The sequence below is a fragment of the Methylomonas sp. genome (genome assembly GCF_023228165.1).
Taxonomy (GTDB): domain Bacteria; phylum Pseudomonadota; class Gammaproteobacteria; order Methylococcales; family Methylomonadaceae; genus Methylomonas.
On the sequence record NZ_JALOBS010000029.1, the window covers coordinates 17,960 to 35,035 of the forward strand.

12 protein-coding genes and 1 pseudogene are annotated in these 17,076 nt (G+C 53.3%); 12 read left to right on the forward strand and 1 reads right to left on the reverse strand.

Annotated elements, in window-relative coordinates; genetic code table 11:
- Window positions 1-36 precede the first annotated feature (36 nt).
- Window positions 37-918 (reverse strand): pirin family protein, encoded by an 882-nt coding sequence (locus M0R33_RS18635; protein WP_292572833.1) that lies wholly within the window; start codon window positions 916-918, stop codon window positions 37-39.
- A gap of 72 nt (window positions 919-990) precedes the next feature.
- On the opposite strand from M0R33_RS18635, the gene M0R33_RS18640 reads away from it, so the two are divergent.
- The 12 genes and pseudogenes from M0R33_RS18640 (at window position 991) to M0R33_RS18695 (ending at window position 17,076) form a co-directional block, all read left to right on the forward strand.
- Window positions 991-1,923: a LysR family transcriptional regulator gene (locus tag M0R33_RS18640; RefSeq protein WP_292572836.1), complete on the forward strand. Its 933-nt coding sequence runs from the start codon at window positions 991-993 to the stop codon at window positions 1,921-1,923.
- A gap of 290 nt (window positions 1,924-2,213) precedes the next feature.
- Window positions 2,214-2,312: pseudogene (locus M0R33_RS18645) on the forward strand (rubredoxin); the annotation flags it as partial.
- Between the two features lie 217 nt (window positions 2,313-2,529).
- Window positions 2,530-2,739 (forward strand): hypothetical protein, encoded by a 210-nt coding sequence (locus M0R33_RS18650; RefSeq protein WP_292572839.1) that lies wholly within the window; start codon window positions 2,530-2,532, stop codon window positions 2,737-2,739.
- A 133-nt stretch (window positions 2,740-2,872) separates the two neighbouring features.
- A complete protein-coding gene (locus M0R33_RS18655) occupies window positions 2,873-4,033 on the forward strand; it encodes a D-alanyl-D-alanine carboxypeptidase family protein (protein WP_292572842.1) in 1,161 nt (386 codons plus the stop codon).
- Window positions 4,033-4,872, forward strand: a complete 840-nt coding sequence (locus tag M0R33_RS18660; protein WP_292572844.1) for an aminotransferase class IV — start codon at window positions 4,033-4,035, stop codon at window positions 4,870-4,872. The genes M0R33_RS18655 and M0R33_RS18660 overlap by 1 nt, the downstream gene beginning before the upstream one ends.
- Window positions 4,869-5,135, forward strand: coding sequence for a DUF493 domain-containing protein (locus tag M0R33_RS18665; protein WP_292572847.1), 267 nt, complete (start codon window positions 4,869-4,871; stop codon window positions 5,133-5,135). Before M0R33_RS18660 ends, M0R33_RS18665 begins: the two co-directional genes overlap by 4 nt.
- Window positions 5,136-5,142: 7 nt before the next feature.
- On the forward strand, window positions 5,143-5,757 hold the full coding sequence (lipB, locus tag M0R33_RS18670; protein ID WP_292572851.1) for a lipoyl(octanoyl) transferase LipB: 615 nt from the start codon (window positions 5,143-5,145) through the stop codon (window positions 5,755-5,757).
- Window positions 5,754-6,728 (forward strand): lipoyl synthase, encoded by a 975-nt coding sequence (gene lipA / locus M0R33_RS18675; RefSeq protein ID WP_292572854.1) that lies wholly within the window; start codon window positions 5,754-5,756, stop codon window positions 6,726-6,728. Before lipB ends, lipA begins: the two co-directional genes overlap by 4 nt.
- A 442-nt stretch (window positions 6,729-7,170) precedes the next feature.
- Complete coding sequence (locus M0R33_RS18680; protein ID WP_292572856.1) at window positions 7,171-9,489, forward strand: DUF3772 domain-containing protein; 2,319 nt, start codon at window positions 7,171-7,173, stop codon at window positions 9,487-9,489.
- Window positions 9,490-9,617: 128 nt separating this feature from the next.
- A complete protein-coding gene (locus M0R33_RS18685) occupies window positions 9,618-10,856 on the forward strand; it encodes an MdtA/MuxA family multidrug efflux RND transporter periplasmic adaptor subunit (RefSeq protein ID WP_292572859.1) in 1,239 nt (412 codons plus the stop codon).
- A 2-nt stretch (window positions 10,857-10,858) separates the two neighbouring features.
- On the forward strand, window positions 10,859-13,966 hold the full coding sequence (locus M0R33_RS18690) for an MdtB/MuxB family multidrug efflux RND transporter permease subunit (protein WP_292572862.1): 3,108 nt from the start codon (window positions 10,859-10,861) through the stop codon (window positions 13,964-13,966).
- On the forward strand, window positions 13,963-17,076 hold the full coding sequence (locus tag M0R33_RS18695) for a multidrug efflux RND transporter permease subunit (RefSeq protein WP_292572865.1): 3,114 nt from the start codon (window positions 13,963-13,965) through the stop codon (window positions 17,074-17,076). Before M0R33_RS18690 ends, M0R33_RS18695 begins: the two co-directional genes overlap by 4 nt.

Genomic DNA, 17,076 nt, shown 5'->3' on the forward strand with positions numbered 1-17,076 from the left:
TGTGTGCTCCCTAAAATATGGCAATTGGCCGGGCCGTCAGTCGGCTGCGGTGAGCCTTCCTGCTTGATAGTCGTCAATTGCCTGCTGGATTTGTGCAGGGGTATTCATGACGAAGGGGCCGTGCTGAACAATTGCTTGTCTTAACGGTTTGCCGGACACCAACAGGACGCGGCTGTCTTGTTGCGCTTGCATTTGAATGCCATCCGCAGTCTGGTCGTTCTTCAGTACAGCCAGCCGACCCTTGGGCGCCGATCGGTCGCCTACCGATACTTCACCGCGATAGACCACGAAAAAGGCATTATTGACAGCGGGCAAGCTCTGGCTATAGTGGCTACCGGCCGGCAAACGAATATCCAAAATCGTAGGCTCCGTAACAGGGCGTTGTATTGCGCCGTTCAGTCCATGACTTGTGCCCGCGATGACCCGCACGGCGACCCCGTCAGCTATAATCAGCTCGGGTAATTGTGCTTGTTTTACATCGCGATAACCGGCAGGCTGCATTTTGGCTTCCGCGGGCAAGTTGATCCACAGTTGAAAGCCTTCCAACAGCCCGTCTTGTTGTTCCGGCATTTCGGAATGAATAATACCTCTGCCCGCCGTCATCCATTGGATTCCGCCTGCTTCCAGCAAGCCTTGATGGCCGGCGTTGTCGCTATGCCGCATTCGTCCGGCGATTAAATAGGTCAAGGTTTCAAAGCCGCGGTGTGGGTGGCTGGGGAACCCGGCGATGTAATCCTGGGGCGAATCGCTGCCGAACGCATCCAGCATTAAAAATGGGTCCAGTCGTTGCTGTAGCGACCGACCGAATAGCCGGGTCAATTTCACGCCGGCGCCATCGGAAGTGACTTGACCGGTTATCTGTTGTTCGATAGTGCGCGAATTGAGCACAATGTCGGCATAAGGTTGAGACGTTTTCATGGTGATCTCCCCGTGTTGATTGGAATGTGGTTACACTATATTCCGCTACAAAATAGAACGGTAGCCCCTGAAATGGATAACAGTGTTCCGTTGGAGGAACAATTGATGCATATAGAACCGAACGATCTGTGGTTGTTTGCCAAAATTGCCGATATTGGTAGCTTCTCTAAAGCCAGTGTGTCGATTGGCTTGCCCAAATCCACACTATCGCGCCGTATCAGCCAATTGGAAAAACAATTGGGCGAACGAGTGTTCCAGCGCACGACGCGGCAGTTGAATCTCACCGAGTTCGGTTTGAAGTTGCTGCGGCACGGCCGGCAGATAGGTGAGGACATCGATGCGGCGGTCGCACTGGCCCAGCATCGGCAATTGCAGCCCAGCGGGATATTGCGGGTATCAATGCCGAACGACTTTGCCAATTTGGTGTTATTGCCCTTATTGGCCGAGTTTATTTCAGGTCATCCGGCGATTTCCTTGGAGATCGATTTATCGGCTCGGCGCGTGGATCTATTGAGCGAACAGTACGATCTGGTAATCCGTATGGGCGATTTGCCTGACGATACCAGTTTGGCCGCAAAACCGGTTTTTCAAAATGCCTGGGGGCTTTACGCGTCCAACGAATACCTGGATTCGTATGGTGTACCGGAACAACCGGACGATTTGTGCCGGCACGGCATGTTGCAGTTATTGGCCAGGCAGCGCGAATTGCAGCCATTGCAATTAACGCGTGGTGATAGCAGCTGGGCGGCCATCGTGCCGGCCAAAGTGACTGCCAATTCGCCGGAATTATTGGTCAAATTGGCCCTGCGGCATTTAGGTATCGTCGCCTCGCCTACGGTGTACGCCAACGCGTATGTCAAAACGGGCCAGTTGACGCGGGTGTTGCCGGAATGGCAGTTTCCCACCGTCACTGCCTGGGCCGTCTTTCCCGGTAGAGGCTTGATGCCCGGCAAAACCAGGGCGTTGCTGGATTTTTTAGCGATCGGTCTGAGTAAGCTCAAGTAAGTTATCCGCCGTGCCGTTGGATATTCCCAGATATTTTATCGGCTCGCCATTAAGTATGGCTCGCTTTTGCGCGTTACGGCTAAAGCCCGTCGAAGGCTGCGCGCCACCCTGCTTCGACCAATATGTTTTAGCTTGCGCGGCTGTTTGCGGTGAAGTGGGTTTAATATATGTGGCGGTTTTGCCAAGCCCGCCGGGTGACTCTTGCATTTATGAGGTGTGCGTTTAGGGTGCCGCCAAAACTGCACGTGTTTTTGATCTGTTTTTTTATCCGTTCTGAAAGGCTGGCTAAGATGAGTGAATACAAAATATACCATTGCGTGGAAAGCGCACATATTTACGATGAAGCCAAGGGAGACACCGATAGTGGTATTGCGCCGGGTACGCATTGGTAAGATCTTCCTGAAGATTGGGCTTGCCCCATTTGCGGGGTGCCCAAACGTTTTTCAAGCCTTTGAAGCATTAATTGGCGGGAAGTGACGTCAAGGTTGTCATGATTTCGTCGCGCGGCAGATATTTTATAAGGTAACTATTTGTTCTTATTGGTTGTTTGTTTTATGAGCCCGTTGGTTGCATTGTAAGTGTGGAACCCGATAATGGAGCAAAGTCATGAAAACCCTGTATCAAGAACAAGCCAAAGTAGCTCATGCGGCATTTTTAGATGCCTTAAGCGGCGAATTTATTGCCCGAACCGGATATGGCGCGTATGTGCATTTAAACCCTTTCGATGTTCACCGGCTATTTAAGGATTATTTGAAACACGGCGTGTCGATTCGGGATTACGTCAAACAAAGCGTCAAGGCTTATCTATCGGCCTGAGTATAGGCGCCAGAACATCATCAGAAATCCCGTATTTTAGGCGACGGCTAGGCAGCGTTTTCCAGCGGTTTTTCTAAGCAGCTCAGGACGGTGTTACAATAGCCACTCCCAGAACGACTTACGAATTGCAATCATGATGTTATCTTTCCGTTCAACAGGTAGCCTTTTTGTTGGGCTGTTTTTGTTGCTGGCTGTGCAGACATTGCATGCGGCCGGCCCGATTTTTACCCCAGCCGCACCCAGTGTTGCCGGCACCAGCTTTTATTTGATGGATTTTGACAGCGGCCGCGTTCTGGCCGAAAAAGAGCCGGATAAGCGAGTAGCACCTGCCAGTTTGACCAAAATCATGACGGTGTATGTCGTGTTTCGTGAACTGAAATCCGGACATTTGGCTTTGGACGAAAAAGTTACCGTCAGTCAAAACGCTTGGGAAACAGGCGGATCCAAAATGTTTATCGAGGTGAATAAACAGGTTGCGGTAGAAGACTTATTGAAAGGCGATATTATTCAGTCGGGCAACGATGCCAGCGTGGCCTTGGCCGAACACGTAGCCGGTAGCGAACAAACCTTTGCCACCATGATGAACGAGCAGGCTTCCCGTCTGGGTATGGTGAATAGTAATTTCGAAAACAGCACCGGTTTGCCTACTCCCAATCACTACACCAGTGCCCATGATTTGGCGCTGTTGACGCAAGCTTTGATCAGAGAGTTTCCGGATTATTACCGCTGGTTTTCGCAAAAAGAGTTTACCTATAACAACATCACCCAGAGAAACCGTAATCAATTGTTGTGGCGGGATGAGACTGTTGATGGCGTTAAAACCGGTTTTACCGATGATGCCGGTTATTGCATGGTGGCCTCCGCAAAGCGCGAAGACATGCGTTTGATTTCGGTGGTGATGGGCACTTCCAGCCCCAACGCGCGGGCCAATGAAAGTCAGTCCTTGTTGAATTACGGTTTCCGCTTCTTCGAAACGCACAGACTATATGAAGCAGGTGCGGCTTTGACTGAAGCCCGGGTCAGAAAAGGCGAAACGTCCAAATTGTCGGTAGGTGTTGCGGAGGATATCTATGTCACCGCGCCGCGTAAGCATTTCAATGAATTAAAAGCCGAGTCTCAGGTGGATAAAGCCATCATTGCTCCAATTAATAAGGGTGATACCGTGGGTAGTTTGAACGTGACCTTGGCTGGCGAGACTATTCTCAGCAAGCCGCTAGTGGCCATGGACAGCATTGCCGAGGGTGGGTTTTTTCGCCGTTTATACGACGCCGTGCTAGTCTTGCTGGAGCGCTAATGTCTGACACGGTTTATTTAAACGGTGAATATTTACCGTTGGCGGACGCTAAAATCTCGGTTTTGGATCGCGGCTTTTTATTCGGCGATGGGGTCTATGAAGTAATCCCCGCCTATGCCGGGCGCTTGTTCCGGTTTGAAGATCATATCCTGCGCTTGAATAATAGTTTGCGGGAAATTCGCCTGGACCTGAACAAAAGCGCGGCCGAATGGCAGGCAATTTTTCAACCCATGCTGGACAGCGGCAAGGATGAATACATTTATCTGCAAATTACCCGAGGCTATGCACCTAAACGCGATCATGGTTTTCCGGAACAATTGGTGCCGACCGTGTTTGCCATGTGTTCGGAAATCAAACCGTTTCCAGGTCGGGTCACGGGCGTCAAAGCCGTAACACTGGACGATACCCGCTGGCAGAAGTGTCATGTCAAGGCAACCGCACTGTTGGCGCACTTGTTGTTGCGTCAAGAAGCATTGGATCAGGATTGCGCGGAAGCGATACTGGTGAGAAACGGTTATGTCACCGAAGGCGCCGCCAGTAATCTGTTTGCGGTGCTTGATGGTGAACTGATTACCCCTCCTAATAGTAACGAAATCCTGCCCGGCATTACCCGCGATGTGATATTGGAACTGGCCAAAGCCAACAGGATGGCTTGTAAGGAAGACGTGATTGCCGTAGAGGCCTTACAAAATGCCAGTGAAATCTGGGTAACCAGTTCCACCCGCGAAATCGTGCCGGTGATTGAACTGGACGGTCAAGTCGTCGGTCCAGGTAAACCAGGACCGGTATTCCAAAAAATGGACCAATTGTTACAAGCTTATAAGCAATCGTTAGTATGAGCGAAACAGAAAGCCTCTTAGAATTTCCTTGCCAGTTCGCCATTAAGGCGATGGGCAAAACCAGTGCCGATTTCGATACGATTGTGGTGGAAATCGTGCGCCGGCATGTCAGCGATATTCACGAAGGCGCCGTTAGTTCTCGGCCCAGCAAAGCCGGTACTTACACGTCGGTGACGGTGATGATAGAAGCGACCAGCCGCGAACAGCTGGATGCCATTTATCAGGGCCTGACCGACCACCCCGCCGTGTTGGTGGCGCTGTAAAAAACCGGTGAAGCAGCAAACCGTCCTCAGGCAGTTGGGCTTGCGGGATTATCAAACCGTTTGGCGAAATATGCAGCAATTCACAGCCGATCGGACAGAGATAACCCCGGACGAAATCTGGATTACCGAGCATCCGCCGGTTTTTACGCTGGGTTTGAACGGCAAGCCGGAGCATGTGTTGCAAGCAAGCGATATTCCGCTAATTCAAACCGATAGAGGCGGGCAGGTGACTTATCACGGGCCCGGCCAGTTAGTGGTCTATTTTCTGGTTGATTTACGCCGGTTGGCCTTCGGGCCCCGACAGGCCGTGACTTTGTTGGAAAACGCCATGCTTGTCGCGCTGGCACAATACGGCGTGCGGGCGGAGGCCCGAGCGGACGCGCCCGGGGTGTATGTGGAAGGTAAAAAAATCGGCGCGTTGGGGCTAAGGATTAAGCGGGGTTGCAGTTACCACGGTTTAAGTTTGAATAACGCCCTGGATTTGACGCCGTTTAGCTATATCAATCCCTGTGGTTATGCCGGTTTGAAGGTAACCCAGCTGGCCGATTTTGGCGTACAAATACACACTCACGAACTGGCGGTGCCGGTTGTTCATCACCTTATCAAGGCCATCGAATCATGACGCTGAATAACCTTAAAGACATTAATGCGCCGTCGCGCACGACGCCCGAAACCCATCAACGCAACGCCGACAAACTGTCGCGGATACCGGTCAAGGTCGAAAAACCGGACACCCTGTTGCGCAAGCCGGACTGGATTCGGATAAAATTGCCGGCCGGCGAAAAAGTCAATCAAATCAAACAATCGCTGCGGGAGAACCGCTTGCACACCGTCTGCGAGGAAGCGGCTTGTCCGAATCTGGGTGAATGTTTCAGTCACGGCACCGCCACGTTCATGATCATGGGCGACTTATGTACTCGTCGCTGCCCATTCTGCGACGTTGCGCACGGCAAACCGCAAGCGCTGGATGCTGATGAGCCCGATAATCTGGCCAATACCATTGCGGCGATGGCGTTGAAATACGTGGTAGTGACATCGGTCGACCGCGACGATTTACGCGACGGCGGGGCGGGGCACTTTGCGGCTTGTATCGCCGCGATCCGGCAAAAGTCCCCCAACACGACCATAGAAGTGTTGACTCCGGATTTTCGCGGGCGTATGGAAACGGCATTGCGGATTTTGCAACAGCAGCCGTGCGATGTGTTTAATCACAATCTGGAAACCGTGCCGCGGCTATATCTGGAAGCCCGGCCCGGTGCGGATTATCAAACTTCGCTGCAATTATTGCAGCGCCATAAACAGTTGTTGCCTAACCTGCCCACCAAATCGGGTTTGATGCTGGGTATTGGCGAAACGGAACAGGAAGTCGTGCAAGTGTTGAAAGACTTGCTGGCGCATGGTTGCAGCATGTTGACTCTGGGCCAATATTTGCAACCCAGTAAAGAGCATCTGGCGGTAAAGGAATATGTCCACCCGGATCAATTCAAACGCTATGCGGAGATTGCTCGTGAACTGGGTTTTCAACAAGTTGCCAGCGCCCCATTGGTGCGTTCCTCCTATCATGCAGATTTGCAGGCGGCGGGTGTTATATAGCAAGCGTGTTTGCTAAGATCAGGCCGTGTCTACAAAACGCATGACTGAGTTTTTAGGCTAACCCGGTACTTAAACAGCGTTCCCTCCGAGCCTGACGAAAGGACGGTTAGGTCGGGCTTTGCGATATTGCCAAAATATCACTTTTGCACATCGAATTTCGGCGGCTCTATTCGCACTCTTGCTAAAGAGGGTGAGGAGATTTTTAATATCGATACTTGAAGTGCGATGAATATGTAACATCCGTATACATCCTGGCGGTTTAGTCTTTGCGTTTGATAGCTAAACCGCATAGTTGTAATGAACAAGAGTTTCTAAGAGCAATGGCGCGTTCTGTGCTTGTTTAAATTAAATTTTTTTATTTAAAACTATGAAAAGCCCACTGTTCCGAGTCTGTGTTTTTGTCTTTTTAAGTGTCTGCTCAAGCCTGCTTTATGCAGAGCCCGTGCAAACGACCGCGGTTGCCGAATCGCTTCGACAATGGAATGCCGAACTGGAAGAAGCCGGGCAATCGTTTGCCAATACGGATATTGACGATGAAGAGCTGAAACGGATACGCACACGGTTGAACGGCTTGCGTGTCGATGCTATCGCTATCAGCGACAATCTGGCGGCAAAAACAGCCCCTTTGCAGGCTGAATTGACGGCTCTCGGCCCGCCACCGGCTAAAGATGCGCCAAAAGAACCGAAAAGTCTTGCCGTCAAAAGAAAGAGTCTGAATGATCAGTTGACTGACATGGATGGGCAAGCCAGGGAATTGGGCTTGGTCATTTCGCGAGCGGACGCCGCTCTCGATCAGCTATCGGGATTGCGGATTCGGCGGTTTACCCAAAAAATATTCAGCCGCGGATTTTCTCCGCTGGCGCCTGAAGTGTGGCAAAAAGGCCTGCCGGAATTGCAGGAGAAATTCACCGCGCTAACTAAACAGGTTGCGGCTTGGCGAGACCATGAGACCGGTCAGGCCCTCAATTCCAAGCTTATTCACTTAATCACAACGCTTGTGGCTGCACTGGTCGTCGCATGGCCTCTGTCGAGATGGTTTTCCCGTCAATTCGGTCGAACATCCGCCGTGCAGATACCGACTTATGTCGAGTTGTTGAGGGCCGCTTTAACGGTGGGTTTCATCCGCTTATTGTTGCCGATGACCGTCACGATGTCGGTTTATCTGGTCTTTGAACACGATATGCACTGGACGGACGCCGAGCATGGGTTAGCCCTTTGTGTGCTAAAGGCCCTGTTTATGATCATTCTGGTTTCCGCCGCCAGCCGGGCGATACTGGCGCCTTTTAACGGCCGTTGGCGTCTGATGCCGCTAAATGATAATGATGCCCATTATGTGCATAAAGTCATTGTGGGTCTGGCTTGGGTATTTGCCTTCGACTTGGTGCTGGATAACTGGTTGAGTGGAACCTCCCTGGAATTAACCTTATTGCGCAAGTTTTTGGTGGGGTTGTTGATAACCGGTTTACTGTTGGCATTGCTGATGCATCGGCAGCTTTGGCGCATGGATATCCAGCACAGACGAAAACAGAGCGACAAGGCCGGTGTTTGGCGCGCCATAAGGGCTTTGATGGGCATGCTGGTGTTGATGATACCCGTGTCCGCTATTGGCGGTTATGTTGCCTTGTCGCGTCTGTTGGGCACCCAAATCGTGCTAACCGGCAGCCTTTACATTCTGGTTGGGGTTGTGGTTGCCTTGTGTAATGAATTAATCGAAGAGGCCTTCAACAAGGAATCCGAACTAGGCTCAAAAATAAGACAAAACCTGGATTTGACGGATGAAGGCAGCGAATTGTTGATATTCTGGTTTAAGGCCGCGGTCAATACCGCTATCTATGTTGCTGCTGTCTTGGCGCTGCTGGTGATATGGGGCGCGGGAGGCGAAGATATCAGCGTATGGCTTTATAGCGTGCTATTTGGCTTTAGCGTTGCCGGCGTCACCATCTCGCTCTCCACCTTATTTTTCGCGGTGGCTTTATTCTCGGCGGTTTTACTGATTACCCGGCTTTGCCAACGTTTTTTGCAACAGGTGATTCTACCCCGTACCCGAATCGATTTAGGGATACAGCATTCGATCCGGGCGTCGGTGGGCTACATTGGCTTTATCTTCGCCGCGGGTCTTGCCATATCCACGCTGGGCATCGATCTGAGCAAACTTGCGATAATCGCCGGAGCCTTGTCGGTGGGTATCGGTTTTGGTTTACAGAATGTGGTGAATAATTTCGTATCCGGTCTGATACTGCTGATAGAACGGCCGCTTAAAGTAGGCGATTGGGTGGTCGTCAACGACATGCAAGGTTATGTCAAAAATATCAATGTGCGAGCCACCGAAATTCAAACTTTCGATCGAGCTTCTGTATTCATTCCCAATTCCACGCTGATTTCCAATCCGCTGCTGAATTGGACGCATGCCGATAAGACCGGGCGAGTGGTGCTGCCGGTGGGCGTCTCCTACGGCTGCGACACCCGCAAAGTGGAGAAAATATTGCTCGAAGTTGCCGATGCCCATCCATCCGTGTTGACTGTGTTGGCGCCTTCGGTACTGTTCAAGGGCTTCGGCGACAGCTGTCTAAATTTTGAGCTGCGCGCCTTTGTGCAGGACGTCGATAAAGTCATGAAGGTCAGCAGCGACCTTTGCTTCGAAATCGATGCTGCTTTCAAGCGTGAAAATATCGAAATACCCTATCCGCAACAAGATGTGCACTGGAGAGACATGGCGAGAATTGAAGCGCTTGTGGCAAAAATCCTGCATGATAAAAAATAGGCTCAAAATGGCATGGAGCTTCGAAAATCGTGTCCGCCGCGCCAATACTTGGTGAGATAGGGATGATGCGGAGCCGATGACTGGTCCCTTAGTCTTTACTCTTTATATAACCACTACCCATTACATTCATGAATCCAGATTTTGATCCAAGATCAGCGAAATCGAAGCCCGGAAAAATTGGGTCGCCGGGCTGGCAATGGCCGGTAATATTGTTATTGATGGTCGCTGCGGGCGGTTATGTCATCTGGCGTTCGGATCATGCCGGGACGGCGAGCGAGGATGCTCGTGCCAAACGCCGCGAGCAGAACCCGGTGGCCGTGAGTGTGGCATCCGTTACCCAGGGCGATATGCCGATTTTTCTGGATGGCTTGGGTACGGTAACGCCGCTACGCACCGTCACACTGCATTCACGGGTGGATGGGGAATTGATAAGGGTGGCCTTTAGCGAAGGCCAGCAGGTCAAGCAGGGGGATTTGCTGGCGGAAATCGACCCAAGAGCTTTTCAGGTGCAATTACAACAAGCGCAAGGACAATTACTGCATGACCAAGCGTTGCTAAAAAACGCCGAGATCGATCTGGCCCGCTATCGGACCTTGTTGGAACAAGATTCCATCGCCGGCCAACAGGTCGCGACCCAGGAGGCCTTGGTCGAGCAATATCGCGGTACGGTCGAGGTCGATCGCGCTCAAGTGGAAAATGCCAAATTGCAACTCAGCTATACCAAAATCACCGCCCCGATAAATGGACGGGTGGGCTTGCGCTTGGTCGATCAGGGTAATCTGGTACACGCCAATGATAGCAATGGCTTGGTCGTGATTACCCAGCTCCAGCCCATCACCGTGGTGTTTACCTTGCCGGAAGACCGGGTACAGGCGGTCATGCAGCGCTGGCATGCCGCCGGAACCCTGCCGATAGAGGCTTACGACCGTGCCGGCCAGCAAAAATTGGCCGGCGGCAAGCTGTTGGCCCTGGATAACCAAATCGATCCGACCACCGGTACTTTCAAATTAAAAGCCCAATTTGAGAATGCCGACCAAACTTTGTTTCCCAATCAGTTCGTCAACATCAAGATGAAGCTGAACAACTTGCCCGCGGCGACACTGGTGCCCACCGCCGCCATTCAGCAAGGCGCTATCGGCAGCTTTGTATATGTGGTTAATGACGATAATACCGTTACCGTCAGAGCGGTCAGGCTCGGTCCAGGCATGGCCGAAACCGTTGCGGTGCTGGAAGGACTGACTCCGCGGCAAAAGGTAGTGGTCGACGGAGCCGACAAACTACGAGAGGGCAGCCGAGTCAAGGTGATTCCGGGCGACGAGCTGCCGATTGCTAATGAAAACCCCACCCATCGGCAGGCCCCTTCCTGAGTATGACTATGGAAACCCAGTCTCGGCAGGATTTCAATCCGTCGCGTATTTTTATTCTACGGCCTGTCGCCACCTCGTTATTGATGGTGGCGTTGCTGTTGGTGGGCCTGATGGCTTATCGGCTACTACCGATTTCAGCGCTGCCGCAAGTCGACTATCCCACTATCCAGGTGGTTACACTGTATCCCGGTGCCAGCCCCGAAGTGATGACCTCGGTGATTACCGCGCCGCTGGAGCGACAGTTCGGCCAAATGCCGGGGCTCAAACAGATGGCGTCCGCCAGTTCCGGCGGCGCTTCGGTGATCACCTTGCAATTTAATTTGGCGCTGGAGCTGGATGTTGCCGAACAAACCGTGCAGGCCGCCATCAATGCGGCCGGCAACTTTCTACCTACCGATTTGCCGATGCCGCCGATCTATAACAAGATCAATCCGGCCGATGCGCCGATTCTGACCTTGGCGGTCAGCTCGCCCAGCATGGCGTTAACGCAGGTGGAAGATATGGTTGACACCCGCCTGGCGCAAAAGATCGCTCAACTGCCCGGCGTGGGTATGGTCGGCATCAGCGGCGGTCAGCGCCCGGCCGTGCGGATTCAGGCCAACCAAAAAGCTTTGGCGGCTTACGGCCTGAGTCTGGAGGATTTGCGCATCGCCATCGCCGCCGCCAATGTCAACCAACCCAAAGGGGTGTTCGACGGACCGGCCCGTTCCGCCATCATCGACAATAACGATCAACTGCGTAGTGCGGCCGAATATGAAGATTTGATCGTGGCCTATCGTAACGGCGCGCCGGTAAAACTTTCGGCGGTCGCAACAGCGGTGCAGGCCAACGAAAATGTACGGTTGGCGGCTTGGGCCAATAACACCGCCGCGGTTATCGTCAACATTCAGCGCCAGCCCGGCGCTAACGTGATTGAAGTGGCTGATCGTATCAAGCAGTTATTGCCGAAAATTCAGGCCTCGCTGCCCGGCGCAATCGATGTGGTGCCGCTGACCGATCGCACCGTGACCATTCGCGCCTCGGTGCGGGATGTGCAATTCGAATTAATGCTGGCAGTGGCACTGGTGGTTATGGTGATATTCGTGTTCCTGCGCAATCTGGCGGCCACGTTGATTCCCGGTGTGGCCGTACCGCTGTCCCTGATCGGCACCTTTGCGTTGATGTATTTGGCCGGTTTCAGTATCAATAACCTGACGCTGATGGCCCTGACTATCGCCACCGGCTTTGTGGTGGACGATGCCATTGTGGTCATCGAGAATATTTCCCGCTACCGGGAGCGTGGCGAATCGCCATTGCAAGCGGCCTTGAAAGGTTCGCAACAAATTGGTTTTACCATTATTTCGTTGACGGTTTCCCTGGTGGCGGTATTGATTCCGCTGTTATTCATGGGGGATGTGGTGGGGCGCCTGTTTCGGGAATTTGCCATTACGCTGGCGGTGGCGATTTTGATTTCCGCCATTATCTCGCTGACGCTGACACCGATGATGTGCGCGAAAATGCTGCGTCAAACACCGGCGCAAGCCGAACCCGGCGGCTGGTATGCGCGCGTGATTGCCGCTTACGGCCGTAGCCTGGAGTGGGTGTTAAATCGCCGGCGCCTGACCTTGCTGGTGGCCGCCGTCACCTTGCTGTTAACCGTGGCGCTGTATGTCGTCATTCCAAAAGGATTTTTTCCGGTGCAGGATACCGGGTTGATACAAGGCATTTCCGAAGCGCCGCCCAGCATCTCTTTCGCGGCCATGGCCGAACGGCAAGCCAAGCTGGCCGAAGCCATTTTGACCGATCCGGCGGTGGCCAGTTTGTCATCCTTTATCGGTGTCGACGGCACCAACCCAACCCTGAACAGCGGCCGGTTCTTGATCAACCTAAAACCGCATGCTCAGCGTGACGATGACGCCGCAGCCGTGATCCGGCGCTTGCGCATCGAATTGGCGAAACTGTCCGGCATCGATATATATTTGCAAGCGGTACAGGACATGACCTTGGAGAATCAGGTCAGCCGTACCCAGTATCAATTTACCCTGCAAACGGTGGATTGGGCCGAGCTTAGCCAATGGACGCAGCGCTTGGTGACCAAGCTACGTGAGTTGCCGCAGTTCAGCGATGTGGCCAGCGATATACAAGACCAGGGTCTGCAACTGTTTGTAAATATCGATCGAGCCACCGCCAGTCGCTTGGGGGTGTCCACGGCGGCCATCGATAATACTTTGTATAACGCTTACGGCCAGCGTCTGGTATCCACCATTTTTACCCAGTCCAACCAATACCGGGTAGTGCTGGAAGTGAGCCCGGACAGCCGGAACGGTTTGGCGGGTATTCAAGAATTGCGTATTCCCAGCACCAATGGCGGCCTGGTGCCGTTGTCCGCGCTGGCCAGCGTTTCCGAACAGCTGGCGCCGCTGCTCATAGGCCATTTGGATCAATTTCCGGCGGCGACGATTTCGTTTAACCTGGCACCCGGCGCTTCGCTCGGAGAGGCTGTAAATGCAATCGAAAAGGTCAAACAGGACATCGATTTGCCGCTGAGCATACAAACCGCTTATCAGGGGGCAGCGGCGGCTTTCAATGCTTCGTTGAACAACACCCTGTGGTTGATTCTGGCCGCTATTGTTACGGTTTATATCGTGCTGGGGGTGCTGTACGAAAGCTATATCCATCCGTTGACGATATTGTCTACCTTGCCTTCGGCGGGGGTGGGCGCCTTGTTGGCTTTAATGGTCGCCGGTAAGGATTTGGGCATTATCGCCGTGATAGGGATCATTTTGTTGATCGGTATAGTCAAGAAAAACGCCATTATGATGATCGATTTCGCACTGGAAGCGGAGCGTAAACAGGGTTTGCCGCCGCGCGAAGCCATTTACCAAGCCTGTCTGTTGCGTTTTCGGCCTATCTTGATGACCACCCTGTCGGCCATGCTCGGCGCCTTGCCGTTAATGCTGGGTACCGGCGTCGGCTCCGAGCTGCGGCATCCCTTGGGGATAACCATGGTCGGCGGATTATTGTTTAGCCAACTGCTGACGTTGTATACCACGCCGGTCATTTATCTGGCGCTGGACGACCTGTCGCGGCGATGGCGCGGCAGATGGGCCGACGAAACCGAGACGATATGAATTTTTCGGCTTTGTTTATTCGGCGTCCGGTTGCGACCACACTGCTGACCATCGGTCTGGCACTGGCGGGATTGATGGCCTTTCTGCAGTTGCCCGTGGCGCCGCTGCCGCAGGTGGATTTCCCGACCATTTCGGTCTCGGCCGGTTTGCCGGGTGCCAGTCCGGAAACCATGGCGGCCACGATTGCCACGCCATTGGAGCGATCGTTGGGCCGGATAGCCGGTATCACCGAAATGACTTCGGCCAGTTCGGTCGGGACGACGGGGATTACCCTGCAATTCGATCTGGATCGCGATATCGACGGCGCGGCGAGGGATGTGCAGGCCGCCATCAATGCCGCCAGTAGTTTGTTACCCGCCAACTTGCCCAGCCGGCCCAGATACCGCAAGGTCAATCCGTCCGATTCGCCGATTTTGATTTTGTCTCTGACTTCCGAGATCCTTACCCGGGGGCAAATGTACGATGCGGCATCCACCATTCTGGAGCAAAAAATCTCCCAAATTGACGGCATCGGTCAAGTCAGGGTCGGCGGCAGTTCGCTGCCGGCGGTGCGGGTGGAATTAAACCCCAATATGCTGGCCAAATACCAGCTCAGTATGGAAGAGGTGCGCAGAACCATCGCCGCGGCCAATGCCAATCGTCCCAAGGGCGCCATTGATGAGCATGGCCGACATTGGCAAATCCAGGCCAACGACCAGGCCAAACGGGCCGAAGACTATAATCCGCTGATCGTGGCTTATCGCAACGGTGCGCCGATCCGGATTGCCGATCTGGGCGAGGCGGTGGATTCTGTGGAAGACTTGCGCAACGCCGGGGTCAGAAACGGCCGCAATTCGGTGCTGTTGATCCTGTATAAGCAACCCGGCTCCAACATCATCGAAACCGTGGAGCGGGTCAAAGCCATGCTGCCGCAGCTGCAAGCGTTGTTGCCTAATGCCATGAATTTATCCGTGGCGGTGGATAGGTCGTTAACCATCCGCGCCTCGGTTGACGAAGTGGAGCGTAGCTTGATGATTGCGGTCGCCCTGGTGATCATGGTGATACTGCTGTTTTTACGCAAATTGCAGTCGGCGTTGATTCCCATCATCGCCGTGCCGGTATCGTTGTTGGGTGCTTGCGGGGTGATGTATTTATGCGGTTACAGCCTGGATAATCTGTCCCTGATGGCGCTGACCATCGCCACCGGCTTCGTGGTAGACGATGCCATCGTGGTATTGGAAAACATCAGCCGGCATATTGAAAAAGGCCAAACGCCATATCAGGCCGCGCTGCACGGTGCTCGTGAAGTGGGTTTTACCGTCGTCTCGATGAGTTTGTCGCTGATTGCGGTATTCATTCCGATTCTGTTGATGGGCGGCATTGTCGGCCGATTGTTTCGCGAGTTTGCCGTGACGCTGTCGGCGGCCGTTTTGGTGTCACTGTTGGTTTCCCTGACCGTCACGCCCATGTTGTGCGCGCGCTGGTTAAAGCCGGAGCATCTGTGCCGACCGGGGCGTTTATCGCGGTATTTGGAACGGCTGTTTGTATATATTCAGAGCGGTTACCGGATCAGTTTGCGTTGGGCTTTGCGGCATGCGCCGCTGATGCTGGCGATTTTGTTGGTCTGCATCGCCTTGAATGTGTATTTGTACACCATCGTGCCGAAAGGATTTTTTCCGGTGCAGGATAACGGCAGGCTGGCGGGCAGTATTCAGGCCGACCAGAGCATCTCCTTTCAGGCCATGCAGAAAAAACTGCTCGATTTTGCGGATATTTTGCGAAAAGACCCGGAGGTTACCTCGGTGGTCGGATTTGCCGGCGGTGGGCAAAACAGCAATACCGGGCGCATTTTTGCGGTATTGAGAGAACCCGAGCAACGCCGGGATACCATAGACGACATCATGAAGCGATTACGGACAGAGCTTTCCAACGAGCCGGGCGCCAGCTTATTTTTGCAGCCTATCCAAGATTTGCGTATCGGCGGGCGCTCTTCGGCGGCACTGTATCAATTTACCTTGCAAACCGAAAATCTGGACGATTTACGAGAGTGGACCCCCAAAATCCTGGCCGCCTTACAAACCTTGCCGGAATTGGTCGATGTGAATACCGACCAGCAGGACAAGGGCCAGCAAATCTCTCTGCAGGTGGACCGGGACAAAGCGGCCCGATACGGCGTCAGTCAGGCCGCCATCGATACGGCATTGAACAACGCTTTTGGACAGCGCCAGGTATCGGTCATTTATAATCCGCTCAATCAATACCATGTAATCATGGAATTGGCACCCGAATACTGGCAAAGTCCACAGATATTGAAGCAATTGTATGTCACTCCCGACGCCGGCACCGGCGGGCAAAGTTCGGCCGTTCAGATTCCCCTGGCGGCGCTGGCCGGCTTTAAACCCGGCAACGCGCCGTTGACGGTGAATCATCAGGGGCAATTTGCCGCGTCCACTTTGTCTTTTAACCTAAAACCGGGTGTGTCGTTATCGGATGCCACCAGACTGATCGAAAACAGCATGAAAAAGATTGGCGCGCCAAATACCCTGCGCGGCAGTTTTCAAGGCAGTGCCAAGGCCTTTCAGGAATCGCTGAGCAATCAACCCTGGCTGATCGCCGCGGCCCTGGCAACCATCTACATCGTGCTGGGCGTGCTCTATGAAAGTTACATTCACCCGTTGACTATTTTATCCAGCTTGCCGTCCGCGGGGATGGGGGCCATTTTGGCGCTGATGGTCTGCGATACCGAGTTCAGCATCATTGCCTTGATCGGCGTGATTTTGCTGATCGGTATCGTCAAAAAGAACGCCATCATGATGATAGACTTTGCCTTACAGGCCGAGCGAGAGGGGGGGCTGAGCAGCGAAGAGGCTATCTTCCAAGCCTGTTTGTTGCGGTTTCGGCCCATCATGATGACTACGCTGGCGGCCATGCTGGGGGCGCTGCCTCTGGCGATGGCTTCCGGTTACGGCGCCGAATTCCGGCAGCCGCTGGGGATTTCCATCGTCGGCGGCTTGCTGGTTAGTCAATTATTGACGCTGTATACCACACCGGTGGTGTATTTATATCTGGACCGGCTGAGTCTTGCCGGCCGGCATTGGTTTAAGGATAAATATGCCGCTCACACCATTTAG

Coding starts and splice junctions, on each gene's coding strand:
- M0R33_RS18635 (WP_292572833.1), bottom strand. CDS start 918: ATGAAAACGTCTCAACCTTATGCCGACATTGTGCTCAATTCGCGCACT.
- M0R33_RS18640 (WP_292572836.1), top strand. CDS start 991: ATGGATAACAGTGTTCCGTTGGAGGAACAATTGATGCATATAGAACCG.
- M0R33_RS18650 (WP_292572839.1), top strand. CDS start 2,530: ATGAAAACCCTGTATCAAGAACAAGCCAAAGTAGCTCATGCGGCATTT.
- M0R33_RS18655 (WP_292572842.1), top strand. CDS start 2,873: ATGATGTTATCTTTCCGTTCAACAGGTAGCCTTTTTGTTGGGCTGTTT.
- M0R33_RS18660 (WP_292572844.1), top strand. CDS start 4,033: ATGTCTGACACGGTTTATTTAAACGGTGAATATTTACCGTTGGCGGAC.
- M0R33_RS18665 (WP_292572847.1), top strand. CDS start 4,869: ATGAGCGAAACAGAAAGCCTCTTAGAATTTCCTTGCCAGTTCGCCATT.
- lipA (WP_292572854.1), top strand. CDS start 5,754: ATGACGCTGAATAACCTTAAAGACATTAATGCGCCGTCGCGCACGACG.
- M0R33_RS18685 (WP_292572859.1), top strand. CDS start 9,618: ATGAATCCAGATTTTGATCCAAGATCAGCGAAATCGAAGCCCGGAAAA.
- M0R33_RS18690 (WP_292572862.1), top strand. CDS start 10,859: ATGACTATGGAAACCCAGTCTCGGCAGGATTTCAATCCGTCGCGTATT.
- M0R33_RS18695 (WP_292572865.1), top strand. CDS start 13,963: ATGAATTTTTCGGCTTTGTTTATTCGGCGTCCGGTTGCGACCACACTG.